This is a genomic window from Flavobacterium rivuli WB 3.3-2 = DSM 21788 (assembly GCF_000378485.1).
In the GTDB taxonomy this organism is placed as follows: domain Bacteria; phylum Bacteroidota; class Bacteroidia; order Flavobacteriales; family Flavobacteriaceae; genus Flavobacterium; species Flavobacterium rivuli.
The window spans coordinates 34,276-53,815 of sequence record NZ_KB899975.1 but is presented as its reverse complement, the minus strand read 5'-3'; the positions used below and the strand labels follow the sequence as shown (position 1 = coordinate 53,815).

Annotated in this window: 4 protein-coding genes; 3 read left to right on the top strand and 1 reads right to left on the bottom strand. The window is 41.9% G+C overall.

What is annotated here, in order from left to right; genetic code table 11:
- The coding region (locus tag F565_RS23060; RefSeq protein ID WP_483299138.1) for an Ig-like domain-containing protein at positions 1-1,271 on the bottom strand (1,271 nt) is incomplete at its 3' end.
- 642 nt (positions 1,272-1,913) lie between these two features.
- Here F565_RS23060 and F565_RS21930 point away from each other — a divergent pair.
- The 3 genes from F565_RS21930 (at position 1,914) to F565_RS0117835 (ending at position 19,423) form a co-directional block, all read left to right on the top strand.
- A complete protein-coding gene (locus F565_RS21930; protein ID WP_154652659.1) occupies positions 1,914-8,816 on the top strand; it encodes a YDG domain-containing protein in 6,903 nt (2,300 codons plus the stop codon).
- Positions 8,817-9,089: 273 nt separating this feature from the next.
- The gene (locus F565_RS0117840; protein WP_169336038.1) at positions 9,090-12,845 is read left to right on the top strand and encodes a T9SS type B sorting domain-containing protein; all 3,756 of its coding nucleotides are present in this window, start codon (positions 9,090-9,092) and stop codon (positions 12,843-12,845) included.
- 203 nt (positions 12,846-13,048) lie between these two features.
- Positions 13,049-19,423: a T9SS type B sorting domain-containing protein gene (locus tag F565_RS0117835; protein WP_020214609.1), complete on the top strand. Its 6,375-nt coding sequence runs from the start codon at positions 13,049-13,051 to the stop codon at positions 19,421-19,423.
- Positions 19,424-19,540: the final 117 nt, after the last annotated feature.

Below are 19,540 nucleotides of genomic sequence, written 5' to 3'. Positions count from 1 at the left end.
TCGCAGTTACCAATTGTTTGAGATACGTAATAATTGCCGGCTGTAAGCGCAGTGGTAGATGCAAGAACATCGCCACCTGTTGCAGCAGCATACCACTTAAGGTTTTCGCCTGTAGCAGTTAAGTCAACTACAGTACCTGCCTGGCAAATAGCAATAGGAGCAGCAGTAGGAGCAGTAGTCGTGTTTATAGTAACAGCAACTTCTGTACGGGTGCTTTCGCAGTTACCAATTGTTTGAGATACGTAATAATTGCCGGCTGTAAGGGCGGTAGTGCCTGTAAGTGCATCGCCTCCTGTAGATGCGGCGTACCATTTTAAACCTGTTCCTGTAGCAGTTAGCTGGCTAACTGTACCGGATATACAAAAAGACTGGGCAGAAGCTATCGGTTGGGTTATCACACCACAGGGTACATTTACGGTAATTGTGTTAGAGTTTGCAGATGTTTGCTCACCAAATTCTGCCCTTACCCTATAGTAATGTGTCGCACCCGGCATAACACCACTTGTAACTACCTGAGATAATCCGGTTACTGCAATGCCATCATAATCTTCTAAGACAGATGTAAAATCGGCATTGGCACTCACATCCAGCCTGTAACCTGTTGCACCTGTAACGGCGTTCCAGTTAGCTGTAAATCCGGCAGCAGTTATACTCGTAGCATCTGTTGCTACCGGAGCGGTAACTACAATACCGCCGGTAACAGTACCGTTAAAGGTAAAATCACTGATACGGCCTGTACCGTTGGCGCCATCTGCGCTCCATCCATATATCCTGAAGGTTATGGCAGAAGTTATATTTTGAAAGGAAGCACCTGTTAAGGTAATAGTTTCTGTAGCGCTTGAGGTTCCCGGACTAAAAGTTGCACCTATATTAGCAGCATAATTATCTGCGCTCGATCGTACAGCCCATGTAAGAGGACCTGTGCCAGACCTCTGTCTTGAAAACACAAAACTTGTAAGGTTAATTGTGTAAGCCTGGTTTGGGGTAAGTGTAAAACTAAAATAAGATCCTGTATTAATAGTAGAGGATGTTGAAAAGTTTTTTACATTATAAGCATTATTACCGGCATTAGACTGTAGCCCCGTCATGCCAATACCACTAACCGTAATGTTTTCATTTTTTACGTCGCCGGTTGTAAACGGGTTAGAGTCAGACGGATTAGTACCATCAATATTGTTAGTCCAAATAGACTGCCCCCAGGACAATCCCGTTACCATGAACAAGACCACTAACAAGAAAGTTCTCGTAAAGCTTTTAGTAATTTTTGTCATCTGTTTTAAATGATTTTGTGTTAAATTAAATGTTATCAAAGCTATCATATTGTATTTAGCTTAGTATTGCTAATATATAAAATATATGTTAAGGTATTGTTTTGCAGTATTTTAATCAAATATTAAATAGATACAGTATTCCAAAATATTTAATTTTTTCTTGATAATAGAATAAAGTACTGAACACAATAGTTTTATACTGTTTTGTGAAATATAACAATTACCTGTATGTATGTTACATATTTATAAAATAATTGCGACTATTTAGGCTGTCAGGTCAGTCTAATAAAAAATTAGTCGTCACTTAACCTTAATCCTGATTAACATAAAATTTGTAATACCTGACATGTTACAAATCATGCTTATTTAAATATACGTAAAGTCAAAAATTAGGTATTTATAGAATGTTTTATTTGTTAACCTTGCATTTCGTCAGTCATAACGGGCATTTCGTCGAATTAATGGATTTTTTCTACTTAAATATTTTAGCCTAATCTTAATACGGTTAACTTTTAGCTAATTCGGGGTTAACTTACTGATTACTAAAACACAATATTGATTACTACTGTTTTAAACCCATAAAACACAATATTTGTAGGCTTCGAAATCACTAAAAAAATCACAAAAAAGATTAAAAGTATTATGAAAAAACTTTTACACAAAAAATTACTACAGGGCACTTTCCTCATTGCCCTGTTGCTATCAACAATGGCCTCATGGGGGCAGTTAACATTACCAGCAGGTACTTCTTACACCCAGGATTTTAATAGTATAGGGAGTGGCCTGCCTGAAGGATGGACCGTAAGAACTAGCGCCGGAACAAGTGCTTTAGGTACGGAAGCGACTTTTGTTACAACGGCGAGACCTTGGAGTTCAACTACAGGCGGATTTGCTAACTATGCCTCTTCTGAGTCAACTGTTGGAGAAGGTTCTTCCACTAACAGGGCTTTGGGAACAAGGCAAACAGGAAGTATTGGCGACCCAGGAGCCGCATTTGTACTGCAACTTGCCAATACTACAGGTAAAGCATCTTTTTCATTAGCATTAAAGCACCAGGTTTTATCAGACCAGCCAAGAACCACAACATGGAGGGTTCAGTACTGCACTAATGCTGCGGGTACATCATGGTCTGATTTAGGTACTTACGCAACTTCTGACGGTTTTGGTAGTGTGTCTGCTACATACACCCTCCCGGCAGCGTTTAACAATGTTTCAACTAACGTTTATATACGTGTCGTTACACTTGTAGGATCTACCGGTAGTGGTAACAGGGATACTTATGGTATAGACGATTTTGTTTTAAGCTGGTCGCCACTGGCAGCGCCAACTATAAACAGTGCTTTAACAGATACATCTGTTTTCGGAGTTACAGATACTTACCAGATAGCAGCAGTAAATAGCCCAACAAGTTTTGGCGCTACAAATTTACCTACAGGTGCAACAGTTAACAGTTCTGGCTTAATAAGCTTTGCAACTACTGTAGTTCCGGGTGAATATAATATAACCATTACTGCCACAAACAGTTTAGGTACAGATACTAAAACATTAGTATATACACGTAATAAAGCAAACCAGGCCATTACAAATTTTAATAATGTTACAAAAACGTATGGCGATGCTAATTTTAACCTTACATCTACAGCAGGGGCATCCGGACAGCCTGTAACATATACCATTTTAAACGAAAATATAGCTACTATAGCAACAAATACGGTTACTTTACTTGCTCCTGGTACTACAACAATAACGGCTAATCAGGCAGGTACGGCTAATTATAATGCTGCTACGCCAGTAGACAGGACATTAACAGTAAACCGTAAAACGCTTACGGTAAGCGGTACTTTTACAGCACTAAGTAAAGAATATGATGGTACTGACATTGCTGCCTTAAATGGAACGCCTGTGTTGGGAGGTATAGTGGGTTCAGATGCTGTAACCTTAAACTATACATCACAATTTGTAAATGCAGCAGTAGGTAATGGTAAACAGGTACGTATTACTTATACTTTAACCGGTATTGATGCGGCTAAATATAATGCACCCGCTACTAACACTACACTTGTTGCTAATATTACACCTAAAAACGTTACAATATCCGGTATAGCAATTAGCGATAAAGATTATGACGCAACAAACACCGCTACAATTACAGGAACGCCGGTTTTGGCAGGCGTTGCTCAGGGGGAAGATGTTGTACTTAACAGTACTAATGCTGTTGCACAATTTACATCGATACAACCGGGAACGGATATTCCTGTTACCGTAACCGGCTACACAATAGCCGGTACAGCGGCAGGAAATTATATTTTGCAGCAGCCACAGGGTTTAACTGCCGATATTAACGAAACTGGATTAGCTAATCAAACCATAACATTTAATGCACTGACTCCAATTATGTATGGCGATACAAATGTTTCGCTTACTGCAACGTCTACTTCAGGACTGCCTATATCTTATACCAGCTCTAATGATGCAATAGCAACAATATCCGGCAATACCATAACGGCTACAGGTGTAGGTACCGTAACGATCACGGCTACACAGGAAGGAGATGCTACCCATAATCCTGCTATTCCGGTTACACAGGAACTTACAGTAAATAAAAGACAGCTTACTATTACAAATGCTGCTGTATCATCTAAAGTATATGATGGTAATGATACTGCTACTGCAGCAGGCTCGCTAAATAACATAGTAGGAAATGATGATGTTGCATTAAGCAGCTTTGCATTTTTTGAAACAAAAAATGTAAATGACAATATTCCGGTATATATAGAATATGCATTAATTGGTACCAGTGCAGCAAACTACACTTTAGCACAGCCCGATTATGAACTTACAGGTAATATTACCCCTAAAGCATTAACAATAAACAATGCTGCTGCACAAAATAAAGTATATGATGGTACTGCCGCGGCTGTTATTACAGGTACTTTAGCAGGTGTTGTAAACGGAGATGCTGTTACATTATCAGGTACTGGTACATTTGCAAGCGTAGATGTTGCAAGTGGTATAGAGGTAACAAGTAACTCTTTATTAACCGGGGCACAAGCGGGTAATTATACTTTAACGCAACCTACTGGGTTAAGTGCTAACATAACGCCAAAACTACTTACGGTTACGGCAACGGCACAAAATAAAGTGTATGACAGGACAATAACAGCTACAGTAAGTAACGGAGTTATTGCAAGTGGTATTGTAGAGGGAGATGATGTATCGTTAGCTTCAGACACTGTTGCTGGTACATTTAACGATTTTACTGTAGCTAACAATAAGCCTGTAACAGCTTTGTTTATACTTCAGGGCGCAGATGCTGCAAATTACAGTGTAGCATCACAGTCGTTTTCTGCAAATATTACACCTGCGGTGCTAACAGTAGATGTTACAAATGCGGCAGTAACTACTAAGGTATATAATGCAACAGCGGCTGCAACAATTACGGGTGCGGTTCTTAACGGTGTTATAGATCCTGATAACGTTACTGTTACGGCTTCTTTTACAACATTTAATGCAGGCACAAACATTCCGGTAAATATAACATTATCAGGTACTAATGCAGGTAGCTATACAGTACAGCAACCTGCTACAGCCTTAACGGGAACTATTACCAAAAAAGGCTTAACTGCTACTGCCGATAATAAATCTAAAAACCAGGGAGCAGCTAACCCTGCCTTAACCATTACTTATGGTGGTTTTATAAGTGGACAGAACCAAACCAATGCTGCAGGTTTTGTGGCGCCATCAATTACTACATCGGCAACAACAGCTTCTCCGGTAGGGGCTTATCCTATCACATTAACCGGAGGGCAGGCAACAAATTATGAGTTTACATCGCTAACAAACGGTATCTTGCTTATAAATTCGGTGGCAACTACGGGTTCTATATGGGCAAATGCTATAACAGGAAGCAATCCTAACAATTCAAACCCTTACACATCGGGTGAAGGTTATGACGACAATATTACGGTAAGTGGTATAGGGAGAAGTTCTGGTATAAGTGGTTCTAATGCTAATAACAGGTATAATACTACAGGATGGAATACGGCGCAATTGGATGCCCAAAAATATTTTACCCTTAAGCTTACTCCTAATGCGGGTTATATGATAAATTTAAGTAGTTTTGTATATAACTCCCAAACATCAGGTTCCGGTCCGGCAATGGTTGCCGTTAGATCAAGTATAGATGGATTTGTGGCAAATATTGGCAGCCCAACATCTACTCAGGATAGTCAGGACGCAAATACAATAACTCTTTCAGCTTCGGTTTATCAAAATGTTACTACAGCTATAGAATTCCGCATTTATGCCTGGGGTACTGGCACTGGTACTTATAGCGTTAACGATTTTACATTTAATGGCACCGTAGTAGCGGCACCAACTGCGCCGGTTGTTAACAGTGCACTTACAGATACCTCTGTAATAAACACAACAGATACGTACCAAATAACAGCTACAGGTACTCCGGTTATTACGTACAGCACAACAAACTTACCACTGGGTGCAACAATAAATACTACAGGTCTTATAAGTTTTGATGGTACAACACCGGCAGGAACTTATAACATAGGAATTACTGCTACAAGCTACTATGGCACAAACACTAAAACACTTGCTTATACTGTAACGAAGCTTAACCAGGTACTAAGTTTTGACCCTGATCCTATCCCCACCAAATATTTAGGTGATGCACCTTTCTTATTTGAATACCATAATACGGCAAGCCTTCCTGTAACATGGAGCAGTGCTAACCAAAGCGTTGCTACTATTGCAGAAGACGGTACAGTAACTATAACAGGGGTGGGTACAACTACGCTTACAGCATCTAATACTGGTAATGCTACTTACAACCCGGTCTCTACAGGCAGGACATTAACGGTACTTGCAAGGCCGGTTATAGACGCTACTCCTTCGCCAATGAGCATTTCGGTTATTGAAGGCCGTGGTGCATCGCAGCCAGTACAATTAACAAACATAACTGCGGCTAACCTTTTACCGGCAGCAGGAAATATTACACTAACTGTATCAGAACATTTCCAGATAATAATTGGCGCAGCAGCTTATGCCCAAACAGGAAGCATTCCTTACACAGCGGGCGGTTTAAACCTTAACAATCCCGAAATTTATGTAAGGCTTGCAGCAGGTCAGTTGCATGGCACTTACACAGGTACACTAACTATTACCGGTGGGGGTGCTACTAAAGTGGTACCATTAAACGGTATAGTGGAAGAAGCACCATTTATAAATACAATTGCCGCTGCTTATGGCCCATACTGCCAGGGCGAAGCTGCTGCAATAAGTGTACAATACACCGGCCAGGGTACCTTTGGCACAGGTAGTTTTTATGTACAGCATTCAGATGCTGCAGGTGTTTTTCCTGAAGATTTTTCTAATATAATAAGTGCAGCAGCGGCTAACAGCCCTATTGCGGCTACATTGCCGGCAAGCTTTGTTACTGGTAATTACAGGGTTCGTGTTGTGCATTTATCATCATCGCTTTTATTGACTAAAAGCACGAACAATAATGGCAGCGATATAGTAATTAATAAATTGCCTACGCTTAGCGGGGTTAGCAATACACAATTTTGCGGCACAAGTGCAACATTACATGTAACAGGGCTTTTAGCTAATGCAACTTTTACTGTAGAATATACTGTAAATCACGGTTCGGTAAGAACAGTGGCAGCAACAGCTAATGCTTTAGGCAGTGCCGATTTAATAATAGCGGTAACACCTGCTGATGATAATAAGGAACTTGAAATTACAAGACTTACAAGAACCGATATTACACCGGGTTGTACAAGCCAGTTTACTGTGGATAATAAAACACAGCTGATGTTTACAGAAAATATGTGGACAGGTAACGAAGATACCAACTGGAATAACGGGAATAACTGGTCTTGTAACGAAGTGCCTACTATAAACACCCCGGTTGTTATTGCTCCATCGGTAAATGCTGCAACCGTGCCGCAAGGAATAGTGTACAGTAAAACTTTAGTGGTACAGGCTAATGCTGCACTTATTGTTACTACAGGTAATACTTTATATGTAAACGACAAAGTAACGGTAGATACTAACGGTACACTTACCGTTCAAAACAATGCAGCCCTTATACAGGGAGAAGAAACTGCGGTAAATACGAATGTAGGTGCTATTAGCGCTGTAAAAGCAGGTAATACACTTTACAGGTATGATTATACATTGTGGTCGTCTCCGGTAAGTGGTACACAAACGCTTAGCAACTTTTCTGAATTAACAGTTGCAACGCGCTTTTATGAATACGGGTTTAGTGGCGATGCCAATTATTACATAGCCGTACCGGGCAGCACAACCTTTACCCCGGCAAAAAGCTACCTTATACGTATGCCGGATACCAATGCAGCAGCCGGGTCAGATTATTATAATGGTATAACCCCGGTTGCCTTTACAGGAACTTTTGCAGGTACCCCAAATAATGGTACAGTAACCATTCCGGCATCAGTTCAAGGCAGCAGGTTTACGGCAGTGGGTAATCCTTACCCGTCGCCAATAAGTGTTGAGGCATTTTTTGATGGTAACGAAGGTGTTATTAACGAAGCATCGGGACTTTACTTCTGGAGGAAAAAGAACAATGCAAATGCTTCGTCTTATGCAACATTAACCCTTGCAGCCTTTACTGCAAATGATGGTTTTGAAAACGACCCCGTTTCGGGTGGTGGCGAAGACCAGGCTGTTTTCTTCCCACGAAATGAAGTGAGTTCATGGTTAATATCTCAGGGGCAGGGCTTCTTTGTAAAAACAGCCACAAACCCTACAGGTTCTAACATTACATTTACAAATTCAATGAGGAGGCCATCTCCGGGAGCAGACCAGGCTTTCTTCAGGACAGCACAAAATAACAATTCGCGTTATTGGCTAAATCTTAAGGGTACAGAAGCAGGCTTCAGCCAGGTGGCAGTAGCCTACATGGATAACGCAACCCTTGGGTTAGATTATGGTTATGATGGCCGCCAGTTTAGCGACGGAGGCAATGTAACGTTCTACTCTCTTGCAGAAGATACAAGATTATCTATACAGGCAAGACCGGAATTTGCGCCTGCCGATATAGTGCCAATGGGCTTTAAGGCTGTAACTACGGGAGAATTTACCGTAAGCATAGACCACAAAGACGGACTGTTTGAGCAAGGACAGGATATATACTTAAAAGATAACCTTTTAGATGTATACCATGACCTTGGCGAAAGCGGCTATACCTTTACCAGTGAAGCAGGAACGTTTAACGACAGGTTTGAAGTAGTATATACTACCGATGCCCTTGGTACAAAAACGCCACAGCTTGACCCTAACAGTGTAATAGTTTACAAACAGGGTACTACTATAAACATAAACAGTGGCACGGCCGAAATGACCGGTGTAACTATTTATGATGTAAGAGGCAGGAAACTTTATAGTAATGACAAGATAAATGCAACTAAAACGGCTATAAACAGCCTTGAGGTAGCACAGGAAGTACTTATTATAGAGATTAACACTGTAAAAGGTAAAGTGAGCAAAAGGATAGTTTTTTAGTCTAATACTTACAATTATATTTTAAATACCCACGCACCGCGTGGGTATTGTTTTTATATCACTTTATAAATGAGTGGTTTGGGCTTAAATTGCGAATTATTGAAAAGCCGGTGTGTTATGTTAACATTTTCATAAAATAAGTTTGATTATCGTGTCTTTAAAATAATTAACTTGCGCAGCATTTTGGCATATAAATTTAAAAACAGAATAATGCACAAAAAAAATACTCTATTTAATTACTGTATCCTTATCTTTTTAACCTGCTTGTTCTTTGTGACTACAGTACATGCTCAATCTCCCTGTACAAGCACAACAATCACATCGTTCTTACCTGCATCGGGGCCTGTTGGTACCGTTGTAACTATTAATGGTAGTGGTTTTCAGTTAGGATCGGGTACAAGCTCGGTTAAATTTAATGGAGTAGAAGCTCCGGGTTTTACGGTAGTATCAGCTACAGTTATTAAGGCGACAGTGCCTGCAACAGCAACTACCGGTGCAATTACTATTATTACAAATGGCTGTCGTGCTACAGGTACGTCGTTTACTATATTGTCATCTAACTGTGCACCTCCGGCAGCTGAAGTTTATATTTCTGAAGTTTATGACCAGCGTGACCAGAGTGGTGGTATGATAGAAATATATAATCCTTCAAATACTACAATTACTTTTAACGGAAATTACAGGTTAATAAGATATGGTAACATTTCAGATACTTCGCCTACAGCTGGTTATAATTTAACACTTCCGGGATCTATAGGGCCGGAATCGACTTACCTTATTCCTTGTAGTGTACCATTACAAAGAATTTGTGCCGCACCTACTACAAATGTGCCTTCATTAGGAAATGGGTTTAACGGAAACGATAAACTTGAGTTATTAAAAAATAATATTGTTATAGACCGTGTAGAAGTTCCTTTTACATTACCGGGCTTTACGCTTATAAGAAATCCTAATGCTATAGCACCAACGCCTGTATATAATCAAAGCGATTGGAATAACGTTCAGCATGACCAGGACGAAGATGCTCCTTTACCGGATAACTACTGCGCAGATCTTGGTAACCATATTGCAGACCCTACAACTGCGGTTACAACAATAACCATCCAACCTGCCGATGCTAACATTTGCGTTAACGCACAGGCTACATTTACAGTAGTATTAAGCACTACTACAGGATTTACTTACCAGTGGAAAACGCTTAACGCCAGCGGTGCATGGGTTAACGTAACAAACGGTATTACTTATTCAGGTGCAACAACGGCAACCCTTACAGTAAATAATACTCCGGCATCTTTTAATGGTAGTCAGTATTACTGTGTTATGACCTCTACAGCATGTACTTTAGTAAGTGAGGCTGCACAATTAAATGTTACCGTTCTTGATGCCGTAGTTGCAACAGTATCAGCTACAGATTGTGTAACACAAACCGCAACAGTTACAGTTACCTCTACCTTACCTGGAACAGGCATTACTTATGCAATAGATGGAGGAACACCACAGGCATCGAACATTTTTAATAATGTAGCTGCATCTCTGTTACCACATAGAATAACTGTAGCTTCGGGTACATGTTCTGTTTCTGGTGTAGTAATTGTGGCTCCGGTATTAGCATTGCCGGCAATAGTTGCAACAGTATCTATTACAGATTGTGCAACACAAACAGCAACCGTTACTGTGACTTCTACACTTGTAGGGGCAGGTGTTACTTTCGCTATTGATGGCGGAACACCACAGGCATCTAATATCTTTACAGACGTAGCTGCATCAGCAACTGCACATGTAATAACAATCGTTTCAGGAACCTGTACCGTTACAGGCAACGTAACAGTTTCATTTGCGACAGTGCTTCCTGCCGTAGTTGCTACAGTATCGGCAACCGACTGTGCTACACAAACGGCTACAATAACGGTAACCTCTACATTACCGGGAGCTGGTATTACTTATGCTATTGGCACAGGTACACCGCAGGCATCTAACATATTTACCAACGTAGCAGCATCGGCAACTCCGTATGTTATTACAATTTTATCAGGGACATGTTCGGTAACAGGAAACATAACAGTTACTCCGGTAACAACACTTCCTGCTGTTGTAGCAACCGTTTCAGCTACTGACTGTGCAACACAAACGGCTACAATTACGGTAAACTCTACGTTACCGGCAGCAGGCATTACTTATGCTATTGGCACAGGTACACCGCAGGCATCTAACATATTTACTAACGTAGCAGCATCAGCAACTCCGTATGTTATCACAATTTTATCAGGCACGTGTTCGGTATTAGGAAACGTAACCGTTGCTCCGGTAACAACATTACCTGCTGTAGTTGCTACAGTATCGGCTACCGATTGTGCAACACAAACGGCAATAGTTACCGTAACCTCCACACTACCTGGAGCAGGTATTACTTATGCAATTGGCACAGGTACACCGCAGGCATCTAACATATTTACTAACGTAGCAGCATCAGCAACTCCGTATGTTATCACAATCATTTCTGGTGGATGTTCGGTAATAGGAAATGTAACCGTTGCTCCGGTAACAACATTACCTGCTATAGTTGCTACAGTATCGGCTACCGATTGTGCGACACAAACCGCTACAATAACGGTAACATCTACATTACCGGGAGCTGGCATTACTTATGCTATTGGCACAGGTACACCGCATGCATCAAACATATTTACCAATGTAGCAGCATCGGCAACTCCGTATGTTATCACAATCGTTTCTGGTGGATGTTCGGTAACAGGAAACGTAACCGTTGCCCCGGTAACTACACTTCCTGCCGTAGTAGCAACAGTATCGGCTACCGACTGTGCTACACAAACGGCTACAATAACGGTAACCTCTACATTACCGGGAGCTGGTATTACTTATGCTATTGGCACAGGTACACCGCAGGCGTCAAACATATTTACCAACGTATCAGCATCGGCAACTCCGTATGTTATCACAATCGTTTCTGGTGGATGTTCGATTAATGGAAACGTAACCGTTGCCCCGGTAACTACACTTCCTGCCGTAGTAGCAACAGTATCGGCTACTGACTGTGCAACGCAAACCGCTACAATAACGGTAACATCTACATTACCGGGAGCAGGTATTACTTATGCTGTTGGCACAGGTACACCGCAGGCATCTAACATATTTACCAACGTAGCAGCATCGGCAACTCCGTATGTTATCACAATTTTATCAGGCACGTGTTCGGTATTAGGAAATGTAACCGTTGCTCCGGTAACTACACTTCCTGCAATAGTTGCGACTGTATCAGCTACCGATTGTGCAACACAAACAGCTACCATTACGGTAACTTCAACTTTACCGGGAACAGGTATAACGTATGCTTTAGGCACAGGTACACCACAGGCGTCAAACATATTTACCAACGTTGCAGCATCGGCAACTCCGTATATTATCACAATCGTTTCTGGTGGATGTTCGGTTAATGGAAACGTAACGGTTAACCCTATAACAAGCCTGCCACAGGTAACTGGTTTGCAGGAATGCCGCGAAACGATTTTCGGGAAGAATTATGTTCTTGAAGCGTTACCTTTAAACAGCTCGTTTGATGTTTCAACGGCAACTTTTGAATGGAGAAGAAGTGGTCAGACAGCAATTGTAGGCGATGATAATACGTTTAATGTTGCTCAATATGCCGCTGCAAATAGTGTAAGGACAATCGATTTTCCTATTGCATTCGAGCTTACAGTAAGGACACCGGGCGGTTGTGAAGTTACACATGTTTATACGGTAGAGGGAACATTTTGCGACATACCAAGAGGTATTTCGCCAAATAACGATACTAAAAATGACAACTTTGACCTTACAGGCCTTGATGTAAAAAAACTTACAATATTTAACCGATACGGTCTTGAAGTTTATAATAAAAACAAGTATACTAACGAATGGCATGGGCAAACCAATGGCGGCGATGAACTGCCTACGGGTACCTACTTTTATGTAGTAGAGCTTGAAGGTAACTCAAGAACAGGTTGGGTTTATATAAACCGCGCTGAAAACTAATGCAGTTAACTTACAAAATGTTTTAAAGCCGCTGTAAAGCGGCTTTATTTTTTTACAATAAAATGATGTTCAATTGTGATAATTTAACATTTAAAATACTGTCTGAATTATAAATACTTATAATTTTGATTTGTTAAATTCATCTTAAAAATTACGTAGGAATGTTACAGAACATTACATATCGGGGTAATAAGTTATCCCTAATGCTCTTATTTTTTCTTTTTTTCTTTTCGCAGATAATTAATGCCCAAATTTACCAGCATAATTTTGGCACCACTACAATACCGGCAGCAAGTCCGTATACCGTAGTTCCAAATATAATTGATAGCAATCTTTCTGGCTCTTCGTGGACTAACAGCGTAGGTTCATGGACAAGTGGTGCAGGAGCTACAGGCCAGGCCATAATGGTAAATACTCCGGCAAATGTACCTACAACACTTACCCTTACATTTAATGTAGCGCCAGAATTTGCTGCAAACATTACATCGTTCAATTTTTGGAGGCAGCGTAGTAATTCCGGACCTGCAAACTGGTCTATGACCATTAACGGTATAAATGTAGGTAATGGGGCTACTAACACTTCAGGCAGTGCCGTAGGGAATACAAATGTTGCCGGACTGACTAGTTTAACAGGCACTATAACTGTGGTAATAACTGTAAGTAATGGTAATGGCGGCTGGTTTAGGTTAGATAATTTTACATTAAACGGCACCGTAGTTTCTAACTGTGCTGCTGCAGTTTTTGGCTCTATATCTCCGACAACAGGCCCTGTAAATACATTGGTTAAAATAACAGGCAGCAACTTTACAGGTGCAACATCGGTAAGGTTTGACGGGGTACAGGCTGTGTATACAGTGGTATCTGATACAGAAATACAGGCACGTATACCTGTGGGAACAACTGTAGGTGCTATAGGTATTACATCGGCTGCTGGCTGTACAGGTTTAGGCGCACCGACAGGGACATTTACACTTATAAATTCGCAATGTGGTGCGCCGGAGATATTCATATCTGAAGTCTATGATCAGCGCGACCAGAGTGGGGGTATGATCGAGCTTTATAACCCTTCTAATGCGAGGATTACCTTTAATGGGCTTTACAGGATGATACGGTATGGTAATATAGCAGATAATACCCCTACTGCCGGTTACGATTTAACCCTACCCGGTTTTATAGAGCCACATGCAACGTATTTGATACCGTGCAGTGTCCCGTTACAAAGAATTTGTGCCGCACCTACTACCAATGTTCCTTCCTTGGGTAGTGGTTTTAATGGTAATGATAAACTCGAATTATTAAAAAATAATATTGTTATAGACCGGGTAGAAGTACCATTTACCTTAGCAGGTTTTACATTGATACGAAACCCGAATGTAACGGCACCTACGGCTACATACAATGGATCAGAATGGACTAATACGCAGCACGACCAGGATGCCAATGCCCCGCTGCCTGATAATTACTGTGCAAATTTGGGTTTCCATACAATAAACACTACTGTGCCCACACAAACACATCCGCAGGATCTTACGGTTTGCGAGGGGAGTACGGCAACGTTTACTGCAACGGTGGATGGCACTGCAACATATACCTATCAGTGGAAAGTCCTTAATACGACAGGTAACTGGGTAAATGTTGTAAATGGCACCAACTATCAGGGTGCCGGTACGGATACATTAACAATAAATAATGTACCACAAAGTTTTACCGAAAATCAATATTACTGCCACATAACATCTACAAGTTGTGATATTAACAGTAATGCGGCACAATTAAAAATATCTCCGCTCGATCCTGTAGTTGCTACGGTATCTCCTACAGATTGTATTACAAATACAGCAACCGTAACGGTTAGTGCCCCGGCTATGGCTTCGGGTATTACCTTTGCGATAGACGGAGGTACTCCGCAGGCATCCAATGTATTTGCCGGTACAGGTCCGGGATTACACAATATAGTTGTAACAAGCGGTAACTGTACTGTTAATGGTACTGCTACTGTAATTGCCGCTACACCATTGGCTGCGGTTACGACAACGGTATCTGCAACGAGCTGTGCTACTAATACAGCAACTATTACAATAAATACCCCGGCAATGGGTGCAGGAATAACTTATGCTATAGATGGGGGTACACCACAGGCATCAAACATATTTACAGCAGCTCCCGGTTTACATAATATAACAGTATCTAACGGCAATTGTATTGTAACAGGTACTGCAACGGTAAGTGCAGCACCTGCATTGGCAGCCGTTGATGCCACTGTATCTCCAACAGATTGTAGTACAGGCCTTGCAACAATAACGGTTAATGCTCCTGTAGGTACAGGCATCGTTTATACTTTAGATGGAAATCCATTTAATTCCAATGTGTTTCCCGCTTCGCCGGGACTGCATACGCTAAGGGCTGTAAATGGCAACTGTTCTTCTGAAACACAGGTAACAGTAGGGCCGGTTCCGGTTTTAGATATTGTTAATGTACAAATAAGCCCAACAGACTGTACAACCGGATTAGGAACCGTAACAGTTATTGCTCCTGTAGGTAATGGTATTACATATACTATAGGAGGCGTTACGCATAACACAACTGTATTTACTGTTCCGGTAGGTAATTATACTTTAAGGGCTGTAAATGGTAATTGCGCATCCGAAGGCACAGTGAGGATATTACCTACAACAATATTAGGACCCGTAACAACTACAGTATCTGCAACGGCTTGTGCTACAAATACGGCAACCATTACAATTAATACTCCGGCTATGGCAGCGGGTATTACTTACGCCTTAGATGGTGGTACCCCACAGGCATCCAATATATTTACTGCCGCTCCCGGCCCTCATACAATAGTAGCTACAAACGGAGGCTGTACATCAAATGGTACAGCTACGGTAGGCGCTGCAGGCGGTCTCGCTGCTGTAACAACAACAGTATCTGCAACGGCATGTGCAACAAATACAGCAACAATTACAGTAAATACTCCATCGGGTGCAGGTATTACGTTCGCCATAGATGGTGGTACCCCACAGGCATCAAACATATTTACAGCCGCTCCGGGCTCTCACACCATAACTGCCGTAAACGGAAGCTGTTCTTCTAATGGTACAGCTACAGTAGGTGCTGCGCCACCATTAGCCGCAGTAACAAGCACCGTGACATCAACAGATTGTGCTACTAATACCGCTACTATTACAGTTAACACACCGGCCATGGGTGCAGGTATTACCTTTGCTATAGATGGCGGTACACCGCAGGCATCGAATATATTTACAGCGGCTCCGGGTTCTCATACCATAGATGCTGTAAACGGAAGCTGCTCTTCTAACGGTACGGTTACAGTTGCACCGGCGAGTGGTCTGGCAGCTGTAACAACAACAGTATCTGCAACGGCATGTGCTACCAATACAGCAACAATTACGGTTAACACACCGGCTATGGGTACGGGTATTACCTTTGCCATAAATGGTGGCACACCGCAGGCATCGAATACCTTTACAGCCGCTCCGGGCCCGCACACCATAACTGCCGTAAACGGAAGCTGTACATCAAACGGAACTGCTACAGTAGGTGCTGCGCCACCATTGGCTGCAGTAACAACAACAGTTTCTGCTACGGCATGTGCTACCAATACAGCAACTATAACAGTAAACACGCCGTCGGGCGCAGGTATAACTTTTGCTATAGATGGCGGTACACCGCAGGCATCTAACATATTTACAGCCGCTCCGGGCCCGCACACCATAACTGCCGTAAACGGAAGCTGTACATCAAACGGAACTGCTACAGTAGGTGCTGCGCCACCATTGGCAGCAATTACAACAACAGTGTCTGCTACGGCATGTGCTACCAATACAGCAACTATAACAGTAAACACGCCGTCGGGTGCAGGTATAACTTTTGCTATAGATGGCGGTACACCGCAGGCATCTAACATATTTACAGCCGCTCCGGGTTCTCACACTATTACAGCAGTAACCGGAAGTTGTTCTTCATCGGGAACATTAACAGTTGCCCAACCACCGGCATTAGCTGCTGTAACAACAACTATTTCTACTACAGACTGTACTACAAATACAGCAACTATAACAGTAAACACGCCATCGGGTGCGGGAATAACCTTTGCTATAGATGGAGGTACACCACAGGCATCTAACATATTTACAGCCGCTCCGGGTTCTCACACTATTACAGCTGTTGAAGGAAGCTGTAATGCAAGCGGAACTATAACCGTTGCTCCTGCAAGTGGTCTTGCTGCTGTAACTACTACTGTAACTACTACCGATTGTACTACGAATACTGCTACAATAACAGTAAATACACCGGCAATGGGCACAGGTATTACTTTTGCTATAGATGGTGGTACACCGCAGGCATCTAATACATTTAATGCTGCTCCCGGCAGGCATACTATAGTTGCAGTACTTGGAAGCTGTACTACTACAAATAGCGTTACTGTAGGTGCTGCGCCGCCATTACCTGCAATAACTACAACCATATCATCTACAGACTGTGTTGCACGTACTGCAACCATAACAATAACATCTCCATCAGGTGGTGGCATAACTTATACATTAGATGGGGTTTTACAAACATCGAATATATTTACCGCGTCTGTGGGCCAGCACACTATTATGGCCGTTAACGGAAGCTGTACTTCATCTGTAATTATAAACATTACTCCGGCTCCATTGCTGCCAAGGCCTGTAATTGCTGTTACACAGCCTACATGTCCTACTATGCAGGGAGGTTTTAGGATTACCTCGCCTACAGGAGGTTACACGTATCAGGTTAACGGAGGTGCATTTACATCTACCACAGATTATTCTGCTTTACCACCTGCCACCTATACGGTTGTTGCTAAAGATGCAAATGGTTGCTTATCACAATCGGTAACGTTCCAGCTTACTGCTCCTGTACTCCCTGCAGTACCAGTAGCAGACATTATTGCTGCTACCTGCCAAAATGCTTTTGCCTCTATAGTGGTAGATTCTCCGCGCGCACCAGGCTACACCTATAGTATAGATGGCGGTGCGACATGGCAATCATCGGTTACATTCGGCGGATTATTGCAGGGAACATATACCATAATAGTAAGAACAAGTGCAATGTGTACCGCACAGAGTATACAATATACTATTAATGCCGCACCACAGGTACCTGCAACGCCGGTTGCCCAACTTACGCCACCGGATTGTGCTGGTAACTTAGGAAGCCTTGAAATTATTCCGCAGCCGGGCACCGGCTTTACATACAGCCTTAACGGTGGAGCGTTTACTACAGACCTTATTTATAGTAATCTGCCATCTGCCCAGTCGTATTATGTAACTGTAAAAAACAGCGATGGCTGTACTGCAAGAAGTATTACTTACAGGATGATAGCATCTCCTGTAAGGCCAATTGCAGCGGTAACAGCACTAACGCAGCCTGATTGTACAACCGATAAGGGAACTATACTTATAACTGCGCCTTTAGGCCCACAATATACATATAGTATAGACGGGGTAACATTTCAAAGTTCGAGGTTGTTTACTAATTTAAACCCTGCTAATTATACCGTTACTGTTAGTAATGGCCAATGTACATCAACAGCTATTGTAACTATTAACAATCCGCCTGCACCTGCACCGTCTCCGGGTACAATAACGGGCAACGATATGGTTTGTATAGATGATGCGTTACAATTAGCCAATACAGTTACCGGAGGAGTATGGGGCAGTAGTAATACTGGCATAGCAACAGTAGATGCTAATGGACTTGTAACCCCTAAACGCACCGGTAGTGTAACCATTACGTATACTGTAGGTACAATATGCACAGCAGATACCCAAAAAACAATTACAATAAATGCAATGCCAAGGCCTGTATTGCAGGACATCTACTATGTATGTAAAGATGCTGCAACCGGTGTAAACACTTCTATAACGCTGCACAGTGGTTTAGCTGTTACTACTTATAGCTTTGCATGGACTAAAGACGGCACTGCGCTAACGGCTACATCCAGCTATCTTAATACTAACGAAACAGGGGAGTATACCGTTACGGCAACTAATATACTTTCGGGTTGCAGTACAACGGTAAGCACCACAGTAAAAGAATCATCTATAGCATCTGCTACAGCAGTGGTTGGGGTAGATTTTAACTTTAACCAAGTAATAACAGTTACCGTTACGGGCGGATCTGGCGATTATGAATATAGCCTTGACGGAGGCAGGTTTCAGGATGAGCCCTATTTTACAAAAATTGATGAAGGCGAACACGAAATAAGGGTAAAAGATAAAAATAACTGCGGTACTTTAATACTACACGTATTCTCGCTTAACTACCCACGCTTTTTTAGCCCTAACGGCGATGGGGTAGGCGATACATGGAATATAAAAGGCCTGCAAAATCAGCGCGACGCCGTGATTTATATATACGACAGGTTTGGTAAGCTTATTGCCGGCATCAGGCCATCCGGAGCAGGATGGGATGGTACCCTAAACGGACATCCGCTGCCGGCCACAGATTACTGGTTTACGGTATCATATCTGTCGTCTAACGGTGTACAGAGTGAATTTAAAGCACACTTCTCTTTATTAAGGTAATTGCTATAATTTTAGCTTAATGCTTAATTTAGTGTAATGAATAAAAAACGGGCCGAATATTTATTTATATGGTCCGTTTTTAAAGTACTAATAGTGTGTGAGTTATTTTATATTTTT

Excerpts from the sequence above, each read along its gene's own strand:
- F565_RS21930 (WP_154652659.1), top strand. The coding sequence starts at position 1,914 with ATGAAAAAACTTTTACACAAAAAATTACTACAGGGCACTTTCCTCATT.
- F565_RS0117835 (WP_020214609.1), top strand. The coding sequence starts at position 13,049 with ATGCTCTTATTTTTTCTTTTTTTCTTTTCGCAGATAATTAATGCCCAA.